General features: G+C 58.3%; 17 protein-coding genes and 1 pseudogene. 8 read left to right on the top strand and 10 right to left on the bottom strand.

Annotation, left to right across the window (positions count from 1 at the left end; translation table 11 throughout):
- Nucleotides 1-12: 12 nt before the first annotated feature.
- The 3 genes from AC0V6L_RS08695 to AC0V6L_RS08685 are packed head-to-tail and all read left to right on the top strand — an operon-like array spanning nt 13 to nt 3536.
- Entirely contained in the window at nt 13-1350 is a 1338-nt protein-coding gene (locus AC0V6L_RS08695; RefSeq protein WP_486153892.1) for an acyl-CoA dehydrogenase family protein, read from the top strand.
- 27 nt (nt 1351-1377) lie between these two features.
- Complete coding sequence (locus AC0V6L_RS08690) at nt 1378-2466, top strand: Zn-dependent alcohol dehydrogenase (RefSeq protein WP_486153891.1); 1089 nt, start codon at nt 1378-1380, stop codon at nt 2464-2466.
- A complete protein-coding gene (locus AC0V6L_RS08685) occupies nt 2466-3536 on the top strand; it encodes a phosphotransferase family protein (RefSeq protein WP_486153890.1) in 1071 nt (356 codons plus the stop codon). Before AC0V6L_RS08690 ends, AC0V6L_RS08685 begins: the two co-directional genes overlap by 1 nt.
- Before the next feature lie 45 nt (nt 3537-3581).
- On the opposite strand, the gene AC0V6L_RS08680 is transcribed toward AC0V6L_RS08685, so the two are convergent.
- Nucleotides 3582-5681 carry a S8 family peptidase gene (locus tag AC0V6L_RS08680; protein WP_486153888.1) on the bottom strand — a complete coding sequence of 700 codons (2100 nt, stop codon included), beginning with the start codon at nt 5679-5681 and terminating at the stop codon, nt 3582-3584.
- Between the two features lie 4 nt (nt 5682-5685).
- Here AC0V6L_RS08680 and AC0V6L_RS08675 point away from each other — a divergent pair, with 4 nt between their 5' ends.
- The 3 genes from AC0V6L_RS08675 (at nt 5686) to AC0V6L_RS08665 (ending at nt 7449) form a co-directional block, all read left to right on the top strand.
- The gene (locus AC0V6L_RS08675; RefSeq protein WP_486153887.1) at nt 5686-6051 is read left to right on the top strand and encodes a hypothetical protein; all 366 of its coding nucleotides are present in this window, start codon (nt 5686-5688) and stop codon (nt 6049-6051) included.
- Between the two features lie 317 nt (nt 6052-6368).
- Nucleotides 6369-7205, top strand: coding sequence for a 2,3,4,5-tetrahydropyridine-2,6-dicarboxylate N-succinyltransferase (gene dapD / locus AC0V6L_RS08670; RefSeq protein WP_486150098.1), 837 nt, complete (start codon nt 6369-6371; stop codon nt 7203-7205).
- A 91-nt stretch (nt 7206-7296) separates the two neighbouring features.
- Nucleotides 7297-7449 carry a hypothetical protein gene (locus tag AC0V6L_RS08665; protein ID WP_486150096.1) on the top strand — a complete coding sequence of 51 codons (153 nt, stop codon included), beginning with the start codon at nt 7297-7299 and terminating at the stop codon, nt 7447-7449.
- 59 nt (nt 7450-7508) lie between these two features.
- Here AC0V6L_RS08665 and AC0V6L_RS08660 read toward each other — a convergent pair.
- The 4 genes and pseudogenes from AC0V6L_RS08660 to AC0V6L_RS08645 all read right to left on the bottom strand — a co-directional run bounded on the left by AC0V6L_RS08660 (nt 7509) and on the right by AC0V6L_RS08645 (nt 9942).
- A pseudogene (locus tag AC0V6L_RS08660) lies at nt 7509-8884 on the bottom strand (dipeptidase).
- 173 nt (nt 8885-9057) lie between these two features.
- A complete protein-coding gene (locus AC0V6L_RS08655) occupies nt 9058-9300 on the bottom strand; it encodes an SWIB/MDM2 domain-containing protein (protein ID WP_486150092.1) in 243 nt (80 codons plus the stop codon).
- A gap of 55 nt (nt 9301-9355) precedes the next feature.
- The gene (locus tag AC0V6L_RS08650; protein WP_486155085.1) at nt 9356-9703 is read right to left on the bottom strand and encodes a YbhB/YbcL family Raf kinase inhibitor-like protein; all 348 of its coding nucleotides are present in this window, start codon (nt 9701-9703) and stop codon (nt 9356-9358) included.
- Nucleotides 9640-9942: a hypothetical protein gene (locus AC0V6L_RS08645; RefSeq protein ID WP_486153886.1), complete on the bottom strand. Its 303-nt coding sequence runs from the start codon at nt 9940-9942 to the stop codon at nt 9640-9642. The genes AC0V6L_RS08650 and AC0V6L_RS08645 overlap by 64 nt, the downstream gene beginning before the upstream one ends.
- Before the next feature lie 260 nt (nt 9943-10202).
- Here AC0V6L_RS08645 and AC0V6L_RS08640 point away from each other — a divergent pair, with 260 nt between their 5' ends.
- Nucleotides 10203-11648 (top strand): S41 family peptidase, encoded by a 1446-nt coding sequence (locus AC0V6L_RS08640; protein ID WP_486153885.1) that lies wholly within the window; start codon nt 10203-10205, stop codon nt 11646-11648.
- A gap of 22 nt (nt 11649-11670) precedes the next feature.
- Here the strand turns inward: AC0V6L_RS08640 and AC0V6L_RS08635 are convergent, their stop codons facing one another.
- From AC0V6L_RS08635 to AC0V6L_RS08615, 5 genes are all read right to left on the bottom strand, one after another.
- Nucleotides 11671-12039: a response regulator gene (locus AC0V6L_RS08635; RefSeq protein ID WP_486153884.1), complete on the bottom strand. Its 369-nt coding sequence runs from the start codon at nt 12037-12039 to the stop codon at nt 11671-11673.
- Complete coding sequence (locus AC0V6L_RS08630) at nt 12036-13121, bottom strand: PAS domain-containing protein (protein ID WP_486153883.1); 1086 nt, start codon at nt 13119-13121, stop codon at nt 12036-12038. Before AC0V6L_RS08630 ends, AC0V6L_RS08635 begins: the two co-directional genes overlap by 4 nt.
- A gap of 211 nt (nt 13122-13332) precedes the next feature.
- On the bottom strand, nt 13333-13743 hold the full coding sequence (locus AC0V6L_RS08625) for a GFA family protein (RefSeq protein ID WP_486153882.1): 411 nt from the start codon (nt 13741-13743) through the stop codon (nt 13333-13335).
- Between the two features lie 100 nt (nt 13744-13843).
- On the bottom strand, nt 13844-14266 hold the full coding sequence (locus tag AC0V6L_RS08620) for a COG3650 family protein (protein WP_486153881.1): 423 nt from the start codon (nt 14264-14266) through the stop codon (nt 13844-13846).
- Nucleotides 14267-14374: 108 nt separating this feature from the next.
- Nucleotides 14375-14941: a fasciclin domain-containing protein gene (locus AC0V6L_RS08615; protein WP_486153880.1), complete on the bottom strand. Its 567-nt coding sequence runs from the start codon at nt 14939-14941 to the stop codon at nt 14375-14377.
- Between the two features lie 168 nt (nt 14942-15109).
- Here AC0V6L_RS08615 and AC0V6L_RS08610 point away from each other — a divergent pair, with 168 nt between their 5' ends.
- Nucleotides 15110-16363, top strand: a complete 1254-nt coding sequence (locus tag AC0V6L_RS08610; RefSeq protein ID WP_486153879.1) for an FAD-binding domain-containing protein — start codon at nt 15110-15112, stop codon at nt 16361-16363.
- Nucleotides 16364-16930: the final 567 nt, after the last annotated feature.

Here is a 16930-nt window from a genome sequence, read left to right as displayed (position 1 = left end):
GAGGATCACCCCATGGATTTCCAGCCGACAGAACGACAGGTCTATTGGCGCGACCGCGTGCGCGATTTCATCGAAACGCATGTTCGCCCCAATATGGACACCTATCACGAACAGGATGCAGCAGGGGATCGCTGGAAAGTCATCCAGATCATCGAAGACAAAAAGAAGCTCGCCAAAGAAGCGGGCATCTGGAACCTGTTCATGCCTCCGCGCAATGACAGCCACCACCATGTCGATGACACCTTCGAATTTGACGGCCCTGGCCTGACTAATCTCGAATACGCTTTGTGTGCCGAAGAAATGGGCCGGATTGGCTGGGCATCGGAAGTGTTCAACTGTTCCGCGCCTGACACCGGCAATATGGAAGTGTTCCACCGCTACGGCACGCGCGAACAAAAGGAACAATGGCTGGGTCCGATCATGAACGGCGAAATCCGTTCTGCCTTCCTCATGACAGAGCCCTTCACCGCTTCATCCGATGCGACCAATATCGAAACCCGGATTGAACGCGATGGCGATGAATATGTCATCAATGGCCGCAAATGGTGGTCCTCTGGCCTTGGCGATCCGCGCTGCAAAATCGCGATCCTGATGGGCAAAACCGATTTTGAAGCGAAACGCCATGCGCAGCAAAGCATGGTGCTGATGCCGATTGACAGCCCCGGCGTGAACATCCTGCGCCACTTGCCCGTCTTTGGCTATGACGACGCACCTCACGGCCATATGGAAGTGGAAATGAAAGACGTGCGCGTACCTGTCAGCAATATGCTGCTGGGCGAAGGACGCGGGTTTGAGATCGCGCAGGGGCGCCTTGGCCCGGGCCGCATCCACCATTGCATGCGCACCATTGGCTGCGCGGAAGAAGCGCTGGAAAAAATGTGCAAGCGCCTGCAGGAACGCGAAGCTTTCGGCAAACCGATTTACAAGCATTCGGTTTGGGAAGAACGCGTGGCCCGCGCCCGGATCGATATCGATATGACGCGCCTATTGTGTCTGAAAGCGGCCGATATGATGGACAAAGTCGGCAACAAATCGGCCAAGCAGGAAATCGCCATGATCAAGGTTCAGGCTCCCAATATGGCGCTCAAGATCATTGATGATGCCATTCAGGCCCATGGCGGCGGCGGCGTATCGAACGATTACGGCCTTGCCTCTGCCTATGCCCATCAGCGCACTTTGCGGCTGGCCGATGGCCCGGACGAAGTGCACGCCCGCTCCATTGCACGCATGGAATTTGGCAAGCATGTGCCCGAAGCAGGCCCCAGCGCAAACGCGCTGCGCGGTGGCGGCGTGGGTGATGCGGCCAATGACGGCGGTATGAGCGCAGGTGATATCGGCGCAGCGCGCTAACGCGCGGCGCGCCAGGGGAGAGGACAAATGGCAAAGGCAGCAATCCTGGAAGTTCCGGGCGAAGGGCTTGTGATCGGCGATATTGAGCTTGCCGATCCTGCCCCGCACGAAGTTCTGATCGACACCAAGGCCTGCGGGCTTTGCCATTCCGATCTGCACTTCATTGATGGTGCCTATCCGCATCCTCTCCCCGCGATACCGGGGCATGAAGCAGCGGGCGTGGTGCGCGCTGTGGGCAGTGAAGTGCGCACGGTGAAACCGGGCGATCACGTCGTATCCTGCCTCAGCGCCTTTTGCGGCACTTGCGAATTTTGCGTGACGGGCCGCATGGCCTTGTGCCTGGGCGCAGCCACCCGGCGCGGCAAAGGCGATGCGCCGCGCATGTCCCGCAGCAATGGCGAAACGGTCAATCAGATGCTCAATCTGTCGGCCTTCAGCGAACAGATGCTGATCCACGAAAACGCCTGTGTGGCGATTGACAAGGACATGCCGATGGACCGCGCCGCCGTTATCGGCTGCGCTGTGACAACGGGAGCTGGCACGATCTTCAATGCGTGCAAAGTCACACCGGGGGAAAGCGTGCTGGTGGTTGGCTGCGGCGGCGTGGGCCTTGCCGCGATCAACGCTGCCAAAATTGCAGGCGCAGGTCAGATCATCGCAGCAGATCCGCTGCCGGAAAAGCGTGAGCTCGCTCAAACCCTTGGCGCGACGCATGTGATTGATGCTCTTGCCGATGATGCCGCCAAACAAGTCCTGGAGATTTCGAGTGGCGGCGTGCATTGGGGGATCGAGGCGGTGGGCCGTCAGGCGGCCGCTGATCTTGCGGTCGCATCTTTGCGGCGCGGCGGCAGCGCAGTGATCCTGGGCATGATGCCGCTCGATTGCAAAGTGGGCCTGTCGGCCATGGATTTGCTCTCTGGCAAGAAACTGATGGGCGCGATCATGGGGGGCAACCATTTCCCCGTCGATCTGCCGCGCCTGGTGGATTTCTACATGCGCGGTCTGCTCGATCTCGATACGATTATTGCTGAGCGCATTGGCCTTGACGATATCAATGCAGGCTTTGACAAAATGCGCGAAGGGCATTCCGCGCGCAGTGTGGTGGTGTTTGATTGATGGATATTGATTTCGACACAGAAATGGTCGGCACCGTCGAAGTGCCAGAAGCGGACAAGCTTGATCTGGAGGCGCTGACCGCGTGGTTTGAAGCGAATGTCGAAGGGTTTTCAGGCCCGATCAGCTACACCAAATTCAAAGGCGGGCAATCCAACCCCACCTATAAAATCGAAACGCCTGGGCAAAATTACGTCCTGCGCCGCCAGCCCTTTGGCAAATTGCTGCCATCTGCCCATGCGGTTGACCGTGAATACACCGCGATGACGGGGCTGTATCCGACCGGATTTCCCGTGCCGCGCACATATGGCCTATGCGAAGATGCGGGCGTGCTCGGTTCCAAATTTTTCGTCATGAGCATGGCCGATGGCCGCTCTTTATGGAATGGCGCTTTGCCCGGTCTTGAGCCAAGCGAGCGGCGCGATATCTATTACGCGCTGATTGATACGATGGCCGATCTGCACCTTAATGCGCCCGGTGATATCGGGCTTGGCGATTATGGCAAACCCACCGATTACTGCGCCCGCCAGATCTCGCGCTGGTCAAAGCAATACAAGCTGTCAGAAACCGAGCATCAGCCGATGATGGAGCGGCTGATCGAATGGCTGCCGCAAACGATCCCGCCGCAGCACGGTTCAAGCGTGGTGCATGGCGATTACCGGTTGGACAATGTGATTTTCGCAAGCGATGAGCCGCGCATAATCGCAGTGCTGGATTGGGAATTGTCGACATTGGGCGATCCGATTGCGGATTTCAGCTATCTGATGCTCAACTGGTTCAATCCGGCCGATGGACGCGCGGGATTGATGGGTCTCGACCTGCAAGAATTGGGCATCCCATCCAAGGATGAAGCGGTCGAACGCTATGTCGCGCGCACCGGGTATCCCGTGCCGCCAATGGATTGGTATTTTGCTTATAATCTGTTCCGGCTGGCTGGCATTATGCAGGGCATCAAAAAACGCGTGATCGATGGCACCGCATCGTCGGCTCATGCAAAGAAGATGAGCGAGCGCGTGCAGCCCTTGATGGCGAGCGCTTACAGCTTTGCCAAAGCGGCGGGAATGCCCGAATAGACCTGCACTGGAGCTTCAGTTTTGGCTGAAGCTCCAGCCAGCAACCTAAAACCTGGCATCAAACCGGATCACGGCGCCCATATCATCGGGCGCAGCGGAAAAGTGGCCCGGCTCTCGGCGATAGAACACGCTGGCTCTCGCATAGCCAAAGAACATCGGCGTGCCCCACGCAAATTCGCCCATAACCTCGCGCCCGCTGGGTGTCAGCGTCAGGCGCTGCGTGCCGATCACCGATGTTTCGGTGGCGTAATCGTAAGCGACCGGCAGCTCAAAATTGAGCGCCCCGCCGCTTACCCGCAAGGGTTGGCTGAGGCGGAAACCGATGCTGTCACCGGATGCAAAAGTGCTGCGTTTGGCAAGGTCAAGCGACCACCCTTGCGTCAGCAATTGCGAGCCGGAGCCCAATAGCGATCCTGCACGCGGCCGGGTTACGCCGGCGCGTAGCGATCCACCAAGCCGCCAATTGGGAGCAAAATTGTACCCCGCCTCCCCGTCAAGGAACAGCGTATCCGCCCCGGTGATCCCGAAACCGGAATTGAAATGCGATCCCAGAACGGTCTCTTCCTCGGCGAGCCAAGTCAGTGCAAAATTGGTATCCAGATCGCCAAACGATCGATCAGCCGCGAGGCCAAAGGTGGCCGTTGGGCGGCGTTCGCGAACGCCAATTGCCGCCCCGCCCACAAGGCGATTATTGCCAAGCCAGGCGCGCCCGGCTTCAGCCGACAGCGTGACGCCCCACGGGCCGATCGTATGGCGCGCGGCAATCGCGACATCGCTGCTTTCCAGAAAGCCTGCATCATTGCTGGCATCAGGCGCGATGGCGAAAGCGGGGCGCTCACTCCCCTGCAATTGCGCAACCAGCCCATGCGCGCTTTGCGAAATGGCAAAGCCAAGCTGCATGTCAGGCGCGATGCGCGCGGCCACCCGCGCTGCCAGAACGCGCGCACCTTGGGCATCGCGCGAAGACAATTGCAGATCGCGCGCCCAGTTCAGGCCGCCTGCCAGCGGGCCATCACCCACCGTAACGGCCAGAGACAGCGCGTCACTGCCCGCCGAATGCGTTGTGCCGCCGCGTTCCACCGCGCCGCGCAAACGCTGCACTTGCGCAGCCGAGCGCGACTGGCTGCCAAGCTGAACATTATAGGCCCGGTCATACCTGTCGAGCACCACGGTGCGCAGGCTTGACCCTGTCAGCGCATCGCCCATCGCGGCTGATCCCACCGCAAAATCATCCACCAATGCCAAAGCCGTGCCGGTATTTGCCAGCCGCGTTGTGCCCTGCGGCGCAATCGCTGCGGCGAGATCCAGAATGCCTGTGCCAAACACATCATCTGTCCCCGCAGCGCCCGCATCACGCGCGGTATCGAGCAGGATTTCGACGATGTCATTGGCTGAAAGATTGGGGAATGCCTGAGCCAGCAACGCAACCGCCCCTGCCACTTGCGGTGCAGCAAAGCTGGTGCCCGAAAACAGAGTTACGAATTGCGAGCCATCAACCGTTTCGACGAACAGTTCGCCATTGTCATAAACGCAGCACACCCGTTCGCCGAGTGCCGTAAGATAAGACGCGGAGAAGTTGCCTGCGCGGTTGCTGAAATCGGAAATATTACCCGAGGCATCGACCGACCCGACAATAATGACATTGCCATTGCCCGCTTCCTGCAGGCTGGATGCGAAGGGGTCGGGCTGATCCGGATCGATCCCCGCTTCGGAACCGTCACCGCCATTACCAGCCGCCACAACAACCACGATGCCCGCATCAGCCGCACGGCCAATCGCATTGAGCAGAGGTTGGGACGCGGCTCCGCCTCCAAGGCTGAGATTAATGACAGTCGCTCCGGTATTGATCGCCAGATCGACGCCGCGCGCAATGTCTCTATCGGTGAAACTGCAATCCAGCCCCGCATCTTGCGGTGTATCATCGCCGCAGCTGCCGATGCTGTCAGCGCGAATGGCGAGCACTTGGGAATCGAAAGCAATCCCCAAAACGCCGGTATCATCGCGCCCGCCAGCAGCCACCAGGGATACATTGGTGCCATGGTCATCTTCGGGTGTGATGCCGCGATTGCCGACAATATCGGTTGAATTGGGATGCACGCGGCCTGCAAATTCGGGGCTGTCTTCATCCAGCCCTGTATCGATCACCGCAATGATTTCCCCGTTTCCGGTAAAATTGCGCCGCCATGCTTCGTCCGCTGCGTGGAATGATGGACCATCAGAACGCCGAAATTCCTGCGTGTCGAAATTCGTGGGCGGCGGAGGTGGCGGCGGCGGAGGTGGTGGAGGCGGCGGCGGAGGAGGTGGCGGCGGTGGCGGCGGCGGAACTGAGGAAACGCCGTTTCCGCCCGACGTACCGCCGCCGCCGCAAGCCGTGAGTGCAGCGCAAGCCACCGCAGCAACCACGATTTTCCAGCGGATCGGGGCCCTATCATCGGGCCGTATCACATCGCGCCGTATCACATCGGGCTGGACCGTAGCGCGCGATGCGGCCGGATTGGGCGATCGGTTCGCTTGAGAAATCGATGTCTTTGTAATCGAAAGCGGGGCGGATTTGCGCGAGCCGCGCGGAGACGGTTGAATCATATTTTTATGTCCTGTTCGACAGCCTCCTAAGAAACCTGTTTAAGTGTAAGCTTAACAGGCTGACAAGAGGCAACCCATAGCAGCGCCATTTTGGTTCAAGATCTGCGGCTTTTTTGGAACGCAGCGCATTCTTCGCCATTCTTTTAAGGTCGCACCCGGGATCGCTCTATAAGGCTTGCTGCACCGGGATTGCGCGGCTAGCAGCCTCGCAAGCGACAACGCCAAACTGCAACCCAGCGAGATACCTCCATGACCGAGACACTTATTGCCCAAATCGAACAGGCCTGGGAAAACCGTCAGGACATAACGCCGGGCAGCGAGGTGCGTCATGCCGTTTCCGATGCGCTCGCAATGCTCGACAGCGGCGAAGCGCGCGTTGCTGAGCCTGTCTCTGATGGCAGCTGGCAAGTGAACCAGTGGTTAAAGAAAGCCGTGCTGCTATCCTTCCGGCTCAACGACAACCGCGTCATGCCCGATGCCGCCGCGGGCGAGGCGGCGTTTGACAAGGTGCCGATCAAATTTGCCGGATGGGGCGAAAACCGTTTTCGCGATGCAGGCTTTCGCGTGGTGCCCGGCGCGGTCGTTAGGCGCGGCAGCCATATCGGCAAAGGCGCAGTGGTGATGCCGAGCTTCGTCAATATCGGCGCTTATGTCGATGAAGGCACCATGGTCGATACCTGGGCGACGGTTGGATCGTGCGCGCAGATTGGCAAAAATGTGCACATTTCGGGCGGGGCCGGCATTGGCGGCGTGCTCGAACCGCTTCAGGCGGAACCTGTCATTATCGGCGATGGCGCCTTTATCGGCGCGCGCAGCGAAGTGGCCGAAGGCGTGCGCGTTGGCGAAGGCGCGGTGCTGTCGATGGGCGTGTATCTGGGCGCTTCGACCAAGATCGTCGACCGGGCCACGGGCGAAGTGCATATGGGCGAAGTTCCCCCTTATGCTGTGGTTGTTCCCGGCGCTTTGCCTGGCAAGCCCTTGCCCGATGGAACACCTGGGCCATCGCTTTATTGCGCTGTCATTGTGAAAACCGTGGACGCGCAAACCCGGTCCAAAACCGGGATCAATGATCTGCTGCGCGACTGAAACGGGCCCGCCGCTTAAAGACAATCCGCTGGCGCGCCGGCCTTTGGCGTGGCAAGAGACAATAAACAGCAAGAGATTACGAGAGATAATCATGGAAGAAAAAGACGACGCCATCCATATCGAAGATGATGATGCCCGCGCGGCGCAAACCACGGGCCATATGCGCTATGTGCTCGGCATTGGACTTGTCGTTGCCATTATCGCGATGAGCGCGGTCTGGATCGTGCCAGCCTTGTGGGGCTGACCCTACGTTAAGGCCGCTTGAGCAGGTTTAATTCGCCTCAGACTTAATTACTCTCAGGCTTATTCAGTCTCAGGTTGGGGCATTATCGTTTCAATCACCGGCTGGCTGCGCGCATTGGCAGCGGCGCGTTCTGCCATACGCATCACGCGAAGCGCGTTGCGGCTGGCAATCAGCTCCATTTCCACCTGCGAATAGCCGCGCCGGGAAAGCTCTGCGAACAAAGCGGGATATCCTGCCACATCCTCAAATCCCACAGGCCCTGTCGGCATTCCGTCAAAATCAGCGCCAATGCCGATGGCTTCGACCCCGGCGACCGATTTGATGTGGTCGATGTGATCAGCCATGTGGCTGATCATGGTTTCAGGGGTCGGATTGGTTTCGTCCCATTGCTCCATCGCAGCGCTCACAATATCAGGCTGACCAGCGAACAGAGCTTTCTGCCGCGCTTCCTCAGCGGAGCGGGCAGCGTACCATTCGCGCTCTGCCTCGTTCAGATAGCCGGGCAGCGCCACCACCATCACAATCCCGCCATTGTCGCGCAATCGGGCAAGTACACTGTCGGGCAAATTGCGCGCGTGGCCATTGACCCCGCGCGCGCCTGAATGGCTGAAAATGACCGGCGCAGTGGCAATATCGAGCGCATCGTTCATCGTCTCTTCGCTCACATGGCTAAGATCAACCAGCATGCCGATGCGGTTCATTTCGCGAATGACATCGCGGCCAAATCCGGTCAGCCCGCCATGTTCAGGATCATCGGTTGCGCTGTCGGCCCACGGCGTGTTCGCATTGTGTGTGATCGTCATATAACGCGCGCCCAGCGCATACATCTGGCGCAGCACGGCAAGGCTTGATCCGATGGAATGCCCCCTTCCATCCCGATAAGCGAGGCGATCCGCCCCTCTGCCATTGCGGTTTCGACCTGATCAGCGGAGAGCGCCAGGGTCAGATCATCAGGGTATTTGGCAATCAGCCGCTTGGTCACGTCAATCTGTTCCAGCGTCATCTGCACCGCTTCGGGTTCGGGCAATTGCACGGGCACATAAACAGACCAGAACTGCGCGCCCACTTTGCCCGTTTTGAGCCGCGTTAAATCGGTGTGCATGGCCCGGCGGCCTTCTTCGCTACCGGTGCCTGTTGTGCCCGTATCTGCCGTGTCCGTGAAATCAAAACCGGCAAGCTGATTGTCAAAGCGTGCGCGCAGCTGGATCGGCACATCGTTATGACCATCAAACACCGGCGCTGCATCCAGCGCGGCATTGGCAGCCACTTGATCCGGGCTGAGCGGTTCGGGTTCGGGTTGAGGCTCTGGTTCAGGAAGCGCGCCAGTCACATCTTCGACCGGAATTTCCGCACCGGATGGCACGCCATCCTGCGCGGCAGCAGGTGCACACAGGGCAAGTCCAAGAGCGATGGAAAACGGGGCGCGGCAGGGCATAGCGGTCTCTCCTGAGTGGATACGGGGCTCAACTCACAGCCCGCGCTGGCAAAAAACCTGCGCCGGCAAAACACCTGCGCCGGCAAAGCAATAGCGACAGTCAGCCCAAACGAAAAGACGGCGCGGACCCTGATGGATCGCGCGCCGCCATGACTTCGATTGAAAAGCCGAAATCAGCTGAGATGCTTGGAGATTTTCCCGGTCATCTTCATCATGTTGATTTCATCATTGCCGATCACCGCGCCCAGCTTCGCATCAGGCACGATTGTGCGCTTGTCCGATTCCTTTTGCAGGTTGTTAGCCTTGATATAGACCCAGACTTTCGATGTCACTTCGGTCCGCGGCATCGGGCCTTTGCCGACAACGGCTTCCAGTTCTTCTGACAATTTTACCGGCTTTTGCAGTGCATTCGCCATTGGTTTTCTCCCTTATATAATCAGGCGGTTAAAGTTCACGTGTAATCAGGTTCGTCTATTCCAAATCGTCGTCCCAGCCCTCATCGGCGGCCTCAACACCTGTGAACGGCGCATAAAGCACATCACAAGCCGTCACAAAGCCTTTGATCGATGCAATGAGATCGTCGCGCGTTGCACCGGGCATCAAAGTCAGCGGTAACTCAGTCGCGAAGATTTGGAATACGTAGTGCCGCGTTTCCCCCAGCGGAGGATCGGGCAGAAGCCATTCTGAATTGCCTTGTGCGTTCTTACCAGCGCGCGGCGGCGCTTCGCCTTCAAGCAATTTGCCCTTTTGCCCTTTCATTCCCCACACCAGCCAATGCGTCTGAGGAGTGTCACCGCTGGTTGATGCGTCTTCGGCAATAACGACGATTTCCTGCGCGCCAGCGGGCGGTGCATTCCATTCCAGCGGGGGGCGACCGCGTCTTCTTCCTTCGCGGTAAAGCAGGGGTCCATTTCCTCACCCGCTTCAAATGCCGGGCTGGATAGCGCAAAACCGCCACGCCCGAATGTCTTTGCATCGCCCAGTTCGGCAATCGCAAGGCCATTGTGCCGCGCGGATGCGGGCAGCTTTTGAGTGAGCCAATCGGGAAACCCGGTCATGATTGAATCGCTTTCATTACCTAATTGCTAGTCCTTCAATGGCTCTGATACGAGCCGCCGCAAGCACATTTGCCCCGGTTTCTGCGGAAAACTTTCAAAATATCGCGGAAAATCAACGGGTCGGCCTGTTTCATATCGTCACAAATTGTGAATTACCCCGTGGGAACTTGCCCAAATGCCCCCGGCGTTGCATGGTCACAGCCATTCTTTGCCGAGCGAAACAGTCCAAAAGCTCGCCCCCCATTTTCGGAGTCGCATCCATGAAGTTTGTTCGCACCACCGCTTTGACAGCCACCCTTGCGCTTGTTTTGACAGCGTGCGGGGGCGGCGGCGGATCGGCCCCTGCGCCTATTGTCGGCACGCCTGGCCCTACTCCCACGCCGACCCCGCCGCCATCCACAGGGTGTTCGGTGGCTGAACAGATCGATTTTGCCGACCGGGTGCTCGATGAATGGTATCTGTTCCCCGACCTGCTCGACAATTCGGTGAACCCTGCCAATTTTAGCGATGTGCAGTCTTTTTTAAACGCGCGCGTCGCCCCTGCCCGCGCGCAATCGCGCGATGTCGGTTTTACTTTTGCGACCTCCATTGCCGAAGAAAACGAGCTGATTGCATCAGGTTCCAGCGCAGGATTTGGCATTCGTCTGTCCTATGACACAGTGAACAACCGCGTATTCGGTGTTGAATCGTTTGAAAACGGCAATGGCTTTCAAGCAGGCTTTGACCGCAGCAGCGAATTGCTGGCGATCGGGACCAGTTCGAGCAATCTGCAAACCGTATCCAGCCTGATGGCATCGGGCGGTCCGCAAGCGGTTGTCGATGCGCTTGGCCCGTCCACCGCGGGCACACAGCGCGTGCTGCGCTTTACCGATGTCAATGGCGCGGTGATTGAAACGACTGTGGCGAAAAGCGATTTCTCGCTCGATCCCATTTCAGACCGTTATGGCGCGCTCATCCTAAACGATGGCGGCAAGCAAGTGGGCTATCTCAATCTGCGCACATTCATCGTCTCGGATGCAGCCAATCAATTGCGCGATGCATTTCAATTGTTCGCCAGCCAGGGCGTGACCGAGTTGATTTTCGATTTCCGCTACAATGGCGGCGGATTGGTGAGCGTTGCTGAAACGCTGGGCGATTTGTTGGGCGAAGGGCGTGTGGGCCAAGTGTTCAGCGAAACCGTGCTTCGGCCCTCAAAATCATCGGAAAACTCAACCGAATTGTTCCAGAACGAAACCAATGCGATCCAGCCCACCAAAATCGCCGTGATCGCAACCGGCAGCACGGCATCGGCCAGCGAACTGGTGACCAATGCGATGATCCCGTATCTTGCCAATGACAGCATCGCCCTGATCGGCAGCGACACATCGGGCAAGCCTGTGGGGCAATTTGGATTTGATCTGGATAGCTGCGATTTGCGCGTGCGCGCCGTGACGTTCCAGACAGTCAATGCAGATGGCAATGGCGATTATTTTACAGGGCTCGCAAGCGAGATCCCCAATTCCTGCCGCGCAGACGATGACATATTCACCGCCTTGGGCGATCCCAACGAGGCCTCGATTTCCACCGCGCTTGATTTTCTGGCCGGGCGCAGCTGCACTCCGATCAGCGGCGGGCAAGGCCAGGGCGTCTTGAGCGTAGGCGGGCGCGAACCTTTGCAGCCTGAACAGCCCAGCGTCGCGCAATATGAAATGCCGGGGCTGTTTTAGGATTGATCCGCCAGGCCAGCGATCAATGCTTGCCGTCTGCCAGACCAATCGCGCGATCGATTACATTGTCTGCAGCAGCAGGCTTTGCGATCAATTCCGCATCAATATCGCGAATGCGTTCATTGTGGCGGTCAAGATCGCCGGAATGCAGGATGTAGGGGACTTTCAGCTCGCTCAGTTTGCGCGCGACGGTAAAGCATGTCTCACCCCCGCCCAGCGACACATCCAGAACCGCCGCGCTGATGCGCGTGCCGCTGGCGATATGCGCCATGGCTGAATTGCAGTCCATCGCGCTCAGCACTTCGCAATCGCGATCCTGCGCGGCATATTCCAGGTCGAGCAGGATGAGCGGCTCATCCTCAAGCAATAGCAGAGTGTGGTGGACGCTCATGGCATATCCCTGACGGGCACTTTCACTGTCGCGGTAAGGCCCGTTTCATCCCATTGGCGGGCAATCGATCCGCGGCCACCGGCGAGAAGACGGTCAACAATCGCTGTACCAGTGCCAGCAGTGATGGTTTGCGGATCGATCTGAGGGCCGCCTTGTTCGCGCCAGGTGATTGTCAGCATCGGCTCGTCTTTCACGAACCAATCGACGCTGACTTTCCCATCGTCTCGCAACCATGCGCCGTGTTTTGTCGCATTGGCCGCCAGTTCGTGGAGGATCAGGCCGACAACCGAAATAACAGTGAACGGCATGCGCACGCTGCTGCCTTTGAATGTCAGCCGGTCATCTTCGCGGCCATATGGCGACAGGACGGCCTGAATGGCCTCGCCAATGTCGATATTGCCGCTTGATGCTTCATCCAGTGTGGTTTCATACGCGCGGCCAAGCGCCTGAATGCGCGAATTGATTTCAGCCGCTTCGTCCTTCACGCCGCGCACCCTGCCTGTCACATTGACGATGCCTGAGATGACCGCGAACATGTTCTTCATCCGGTGCGACAATTCGCGCGCCATATCCTTGGCATGCTGTTCTTCGGCCCGCGCCGCGCGCACATCAGAGACATCCCACTGGCTGCCGAAGAAATAGACGAGCTTGCCTTCATCATTGTAGATCGGGCCAAGATGCAGCGCGTTCCAGAACGTGGTGCCGTTCTTGCGGTAGTTGAGCATCTCAACCACAACCACATCTTCATTCGCGATAGCATCACGGATGCGGGCAATGGGTTCAGGATCGGTTTCCGGTCCTTGCAAGAACCGGCAATTGCGGCCCAGAATTTCCTCTTCGGAATATCCGGTCAACCGGCGGAATGCACGGTTGGCAAAAACGATCGGTACATCTTTCGCGTATGGATCGCACAAACATATCGCCATGCGCGTTTGCGCCATGGCTTGTTCGAACAGAACCCCGGAAGAGCCTGAAAATTTGTTGTCTGCGCCGCCAGCCTTGAAGCGATCAGGGGCGTCGTCGAACCGCATCGACGCCTGACCAGTCAGGCGCCCGCGATCGCGTTCGTCATCAGTGTTCACGTTACCTGCTTTCCCGGCGATGACGCGGCGTAAATTAGGGGGTCACACGCGCTCGCCAGTTTGTATTTCGTTTCCTATGCAACGAGAAAACGAGAGGCGCGTTCCAAAATTTTTGCGCTGCGCAACGCCCAAAGAGCGCGGCCTACCTGCTTTTGAGTCTCTCCGAAAATTGCCGTAGAAAGCGAATCTCGCAGCAAAAGCCGCAGCTTATTCACATCCCTGCAGGCACCGTTTCGAACGCAGGTACATCGCCAATATCCAGCCAGTTTTGTTTGCTTTTGGTATAGCAATGGAATGCAGGATTAAGCGCCGACGTGTCATCCAAAGTGCCCGCTTTGATGAACATTATGCCATCGCCGCGATCAAGCCGGGTGAAAACAGGCGACCCGCATTCGGGGCAAAACTGCCGGTAAACAGGCGCGCCGCTGTCGCCTGTATCGTTGAAAGTCTTCAATTCGCCTTCGCATACGACCGCTGTTTCAGGAACGCCCACGATCACTGACAAAGCTGATCCGGCCTGTTTTTGGCAATTGATGCAATGGCACGCAACGCACACCACCGGATCAGCGCTGAGCGTGTAGCGCACCTGGCCGCACAGACAGCCTCCTGTTTGATCTGCCATGATATCCCTCTCCATTCATTATGCGCGCCGGTGATCGCTTCGTACGATCGCTTGAGCAACCATAGGCGCTCCCATCAGGCCAAGTCCTGTGGCACTTTTGTCAGGGTGCCACCTCTGCCCCCTCTGCCGCTTGGCGGTCAGTGTAGGCGCAGCCCAGCAATGTTTCATCGCCCAGCGCGACGGTTGCGGTGAAGGGATAGACCGCATCGCTCATCCCATCGCTGCATTCACCCGGCGTGACCGTGAGCACAAGCTTTTCGCCGCGAAATTCGCCCGAAAAGCCCAGCCCATTGTTTCCGGCAAACCGGGCCACATCGAACGCTTCTCCATCAAGGATTTCGGGGCTGGAATAGACAGCTTCGCCGCCTGTGATCGCGATCGACCAGAACGGTTCGGTGCCAATCGCGGTGATTTTTTCGTCCGTCGCAATTGCGCCAAAAGGCTGCGCGTCTCGCTCTATCCCATCGCTTGCGCCGCATGCGGCCAGGCCAAGAGTCATTGCTGCCAAAAACAATCCGCGCATCGTATATCTCCTGCTGGCATCATAGCGGGCACAGATCACCCACGCAAAAGGCGAGCCCTTTCTTCAAGAGCCCGCCCTTTTTTATGCGTCTGGTTTTTTGCGCAGCAATTATTGCGGCATCAAAACCGTATCGATCACATGCACCACGCCGTTTGACGCTTCGACATCAGTCGCAGTGATTGCCGCGCTGTTGCCTGCCGCATCGGTCAGCACGACGCCGCCATCAACAACAGTTGCAGTGAATGTGCCGCCGCCGACGGTGGTGACGGTGTAGCCTTCTTCGCCAGCCGCTGCGATTTCCGCAGTCAGCGCTTCGGATGTCACATTGCCTTCAACAACATGGTATTTCAGAATCGCGCCAAGTGTTTCTGTGTCGTCTGCAACCAGACCTTCGACCGTGCCTTCGGGCAGTTTACCGAATGCGTCATTGGTGGGGGCAAAGACGGTGAACGGACCGGTGCCAGAAAGTGTATCGACCAGATCAGCGGCCACAACGGCATCGACCAAAGTGGAGAAGTTTTCATCGCCTTGCGCAACTTCAACAATGGTGCCAGCGGCGGTCGCTTCTTCGGTCACGGCGGTTTCATCCGCTGCGGTTTCTTCGGCGGGTTCAGACGCGCAGGCCGCGATGGAAAGCGCCATGGCTGATGCGAGCGTCAGTTTGAAAATGTTCATAAAGTCTATCCTTTTAATAGGGAGATCAAACGAGGGCCGAGCTGCGAATAGGGATCGCAGTGCCCTTCACTACATACGAAGCCATATGCCGCGCGGATGTTCCGAAAAAGATAGGGCGCCGAGGGCTTTGCTCTGGAACCGGCGAGGCAATCCGCGGGTTTGAGCCCCATGATCTTTACCCCAACACGCACCGCCGGGCTTGCTCGCCTGTCCCAGTTTCTGCCCCATGCAGGCAAAGCCTATGAAAACACCCGCAATTACGATGACCCGGTCGCCGCCGATGGTTTGCGGGCCAATGTCTCGCAATTGTCGCCCTGGCTGCATGCAGGCCTATTAAGCGAGACAGAAGTGATTGACGCGGTTCTGGGCCAGCACAGCCCAAAACCGGCGGAGAAATTCATCGCAGAGGTGTTCTGGCGGGTCTATTTCAAAGGGTATCTTCAGCAGCGCCCCACCATCTGGCCAAGTTATTGCGAAGGGCGCGATGCGGCTTTCGCCCGCGTGCAAAGCAATGCGGGGGTGCAGACCGCTTACACTCAGGCGGTAGAGGCGCGCACCGGCATTGCCGCATTCGATCACTGGGCGCGCGAACTGGTGGAGACAGGATACCTCCACAATCATGCGCGCATGTGGTTTGCGAGCATCTGGATTTTTACCTTAAAACTGGATTGGCAATTGGGCGCGGACTTCTTTCTGCGGCATTTGATTGATGGCGATGCGGCGTCGAACACTTTGTCGTGGCGCTGGGTCGGCGGGCTGCACACCAAAGGCAAAACATACCTTGCCCGCCCCGACAATATCGCGCGTTACACGGCCAATCAGCCGGGCGGTCCTCTGAACGCAGATGGGCTCTGCGATGAAGCGGAGGCGCTGACCGAAGCCGAAGAACACAGCCGCCAGCCGATAACCTTTCCCGGTACGCCGCAGATTGATGGCCCGTTCGCTCTGCTGCTGCATGATGAAGCCGCGCATCACGCGCCGCTTAATCTGCCCGGCATTCCGGCCCTTGTCATTGGGGCTGCCCGGCCAGAGGCGCGCTCTCCCGGGGGCATTGGCGATGCCGCGCGCATTTTTGCAAGCGAGGCAGTCGCGGGCGGACTTGCAGAAGCGGGCGAGGCGTTTGGGTGCAAAACCGCGATGTGGGACAGCGATACAGCGCTCGGTGATATTATGCGCGGTGCAGGCATCACCCAGATTGTCACGCCGACCCTGCCGGCGGGCTGGTTGCGCGATGCGCTGCGCGATGATCTTGCCCCGTTTGCCGAAAGCGGCGATCTGCACATTATCACCCAGCCCCTTAACCGCGCGACATGGCCTTTGGCCAAAGCTGGATTTTTCGGTGTAAAGAAGAAATCCGAGAGCATTTTGGACGAGCTGGGCATCACGGGAAGCAGCGATCCGTTAACGCCCCGCTTACCGTGACGCTTTAGGATATTGGCAAAACATGCAGCTAACCTGTTAGCCGCAATGCAATATCCCGTTCGCCTTCAATCCATGCTGACATTCGATCAGCGCATCGACACGCTCGACGCGCTTGTGCGTGATTTTGCGCGGGTTGAAGAGATGAAAACGGGCACGATTTTCGCCGTTTCCGAACATAAGCCAGATCTGTTTGCGCAGCTTGAAAATGCCGAAGAGGCGTTGCGGTTAAGCTTCGAATTCTGCCTTGGCCCGCCGCCCAAAGAGACGCTGAAACAAGTGCTCAAATCGCCTGCCACAACGCAGCTTTGTCCCGATATCGCCGCGCAGGTGCAGCGAGCTGCCTGCCACATCCTGCTTGAGGTATGGCACGAAGAGGCGGATGAGGGAGATCTGCCGGGCGCAGGCACGGCTCAAGCTAGACCGCCATCAGAGCGCAGCCAGTTTCACCGCAGGCTTGACCTGCTTACCTTGATGAGCCGCATTCCCTTTGATCATACCCCCCATCAGCGGTCCATTGGGCGCAGTCCAACCGCCTGTTTGCAGGCGAGGATTTTGATGCCGCCGCCG

The sequence above is a fragment of the Erythrobacter sp. JB1-15 genome (assembly GCF_057365035.1).
This window is presented reverse-complemented; position numbering and strand designations above follow the sequence as displayed.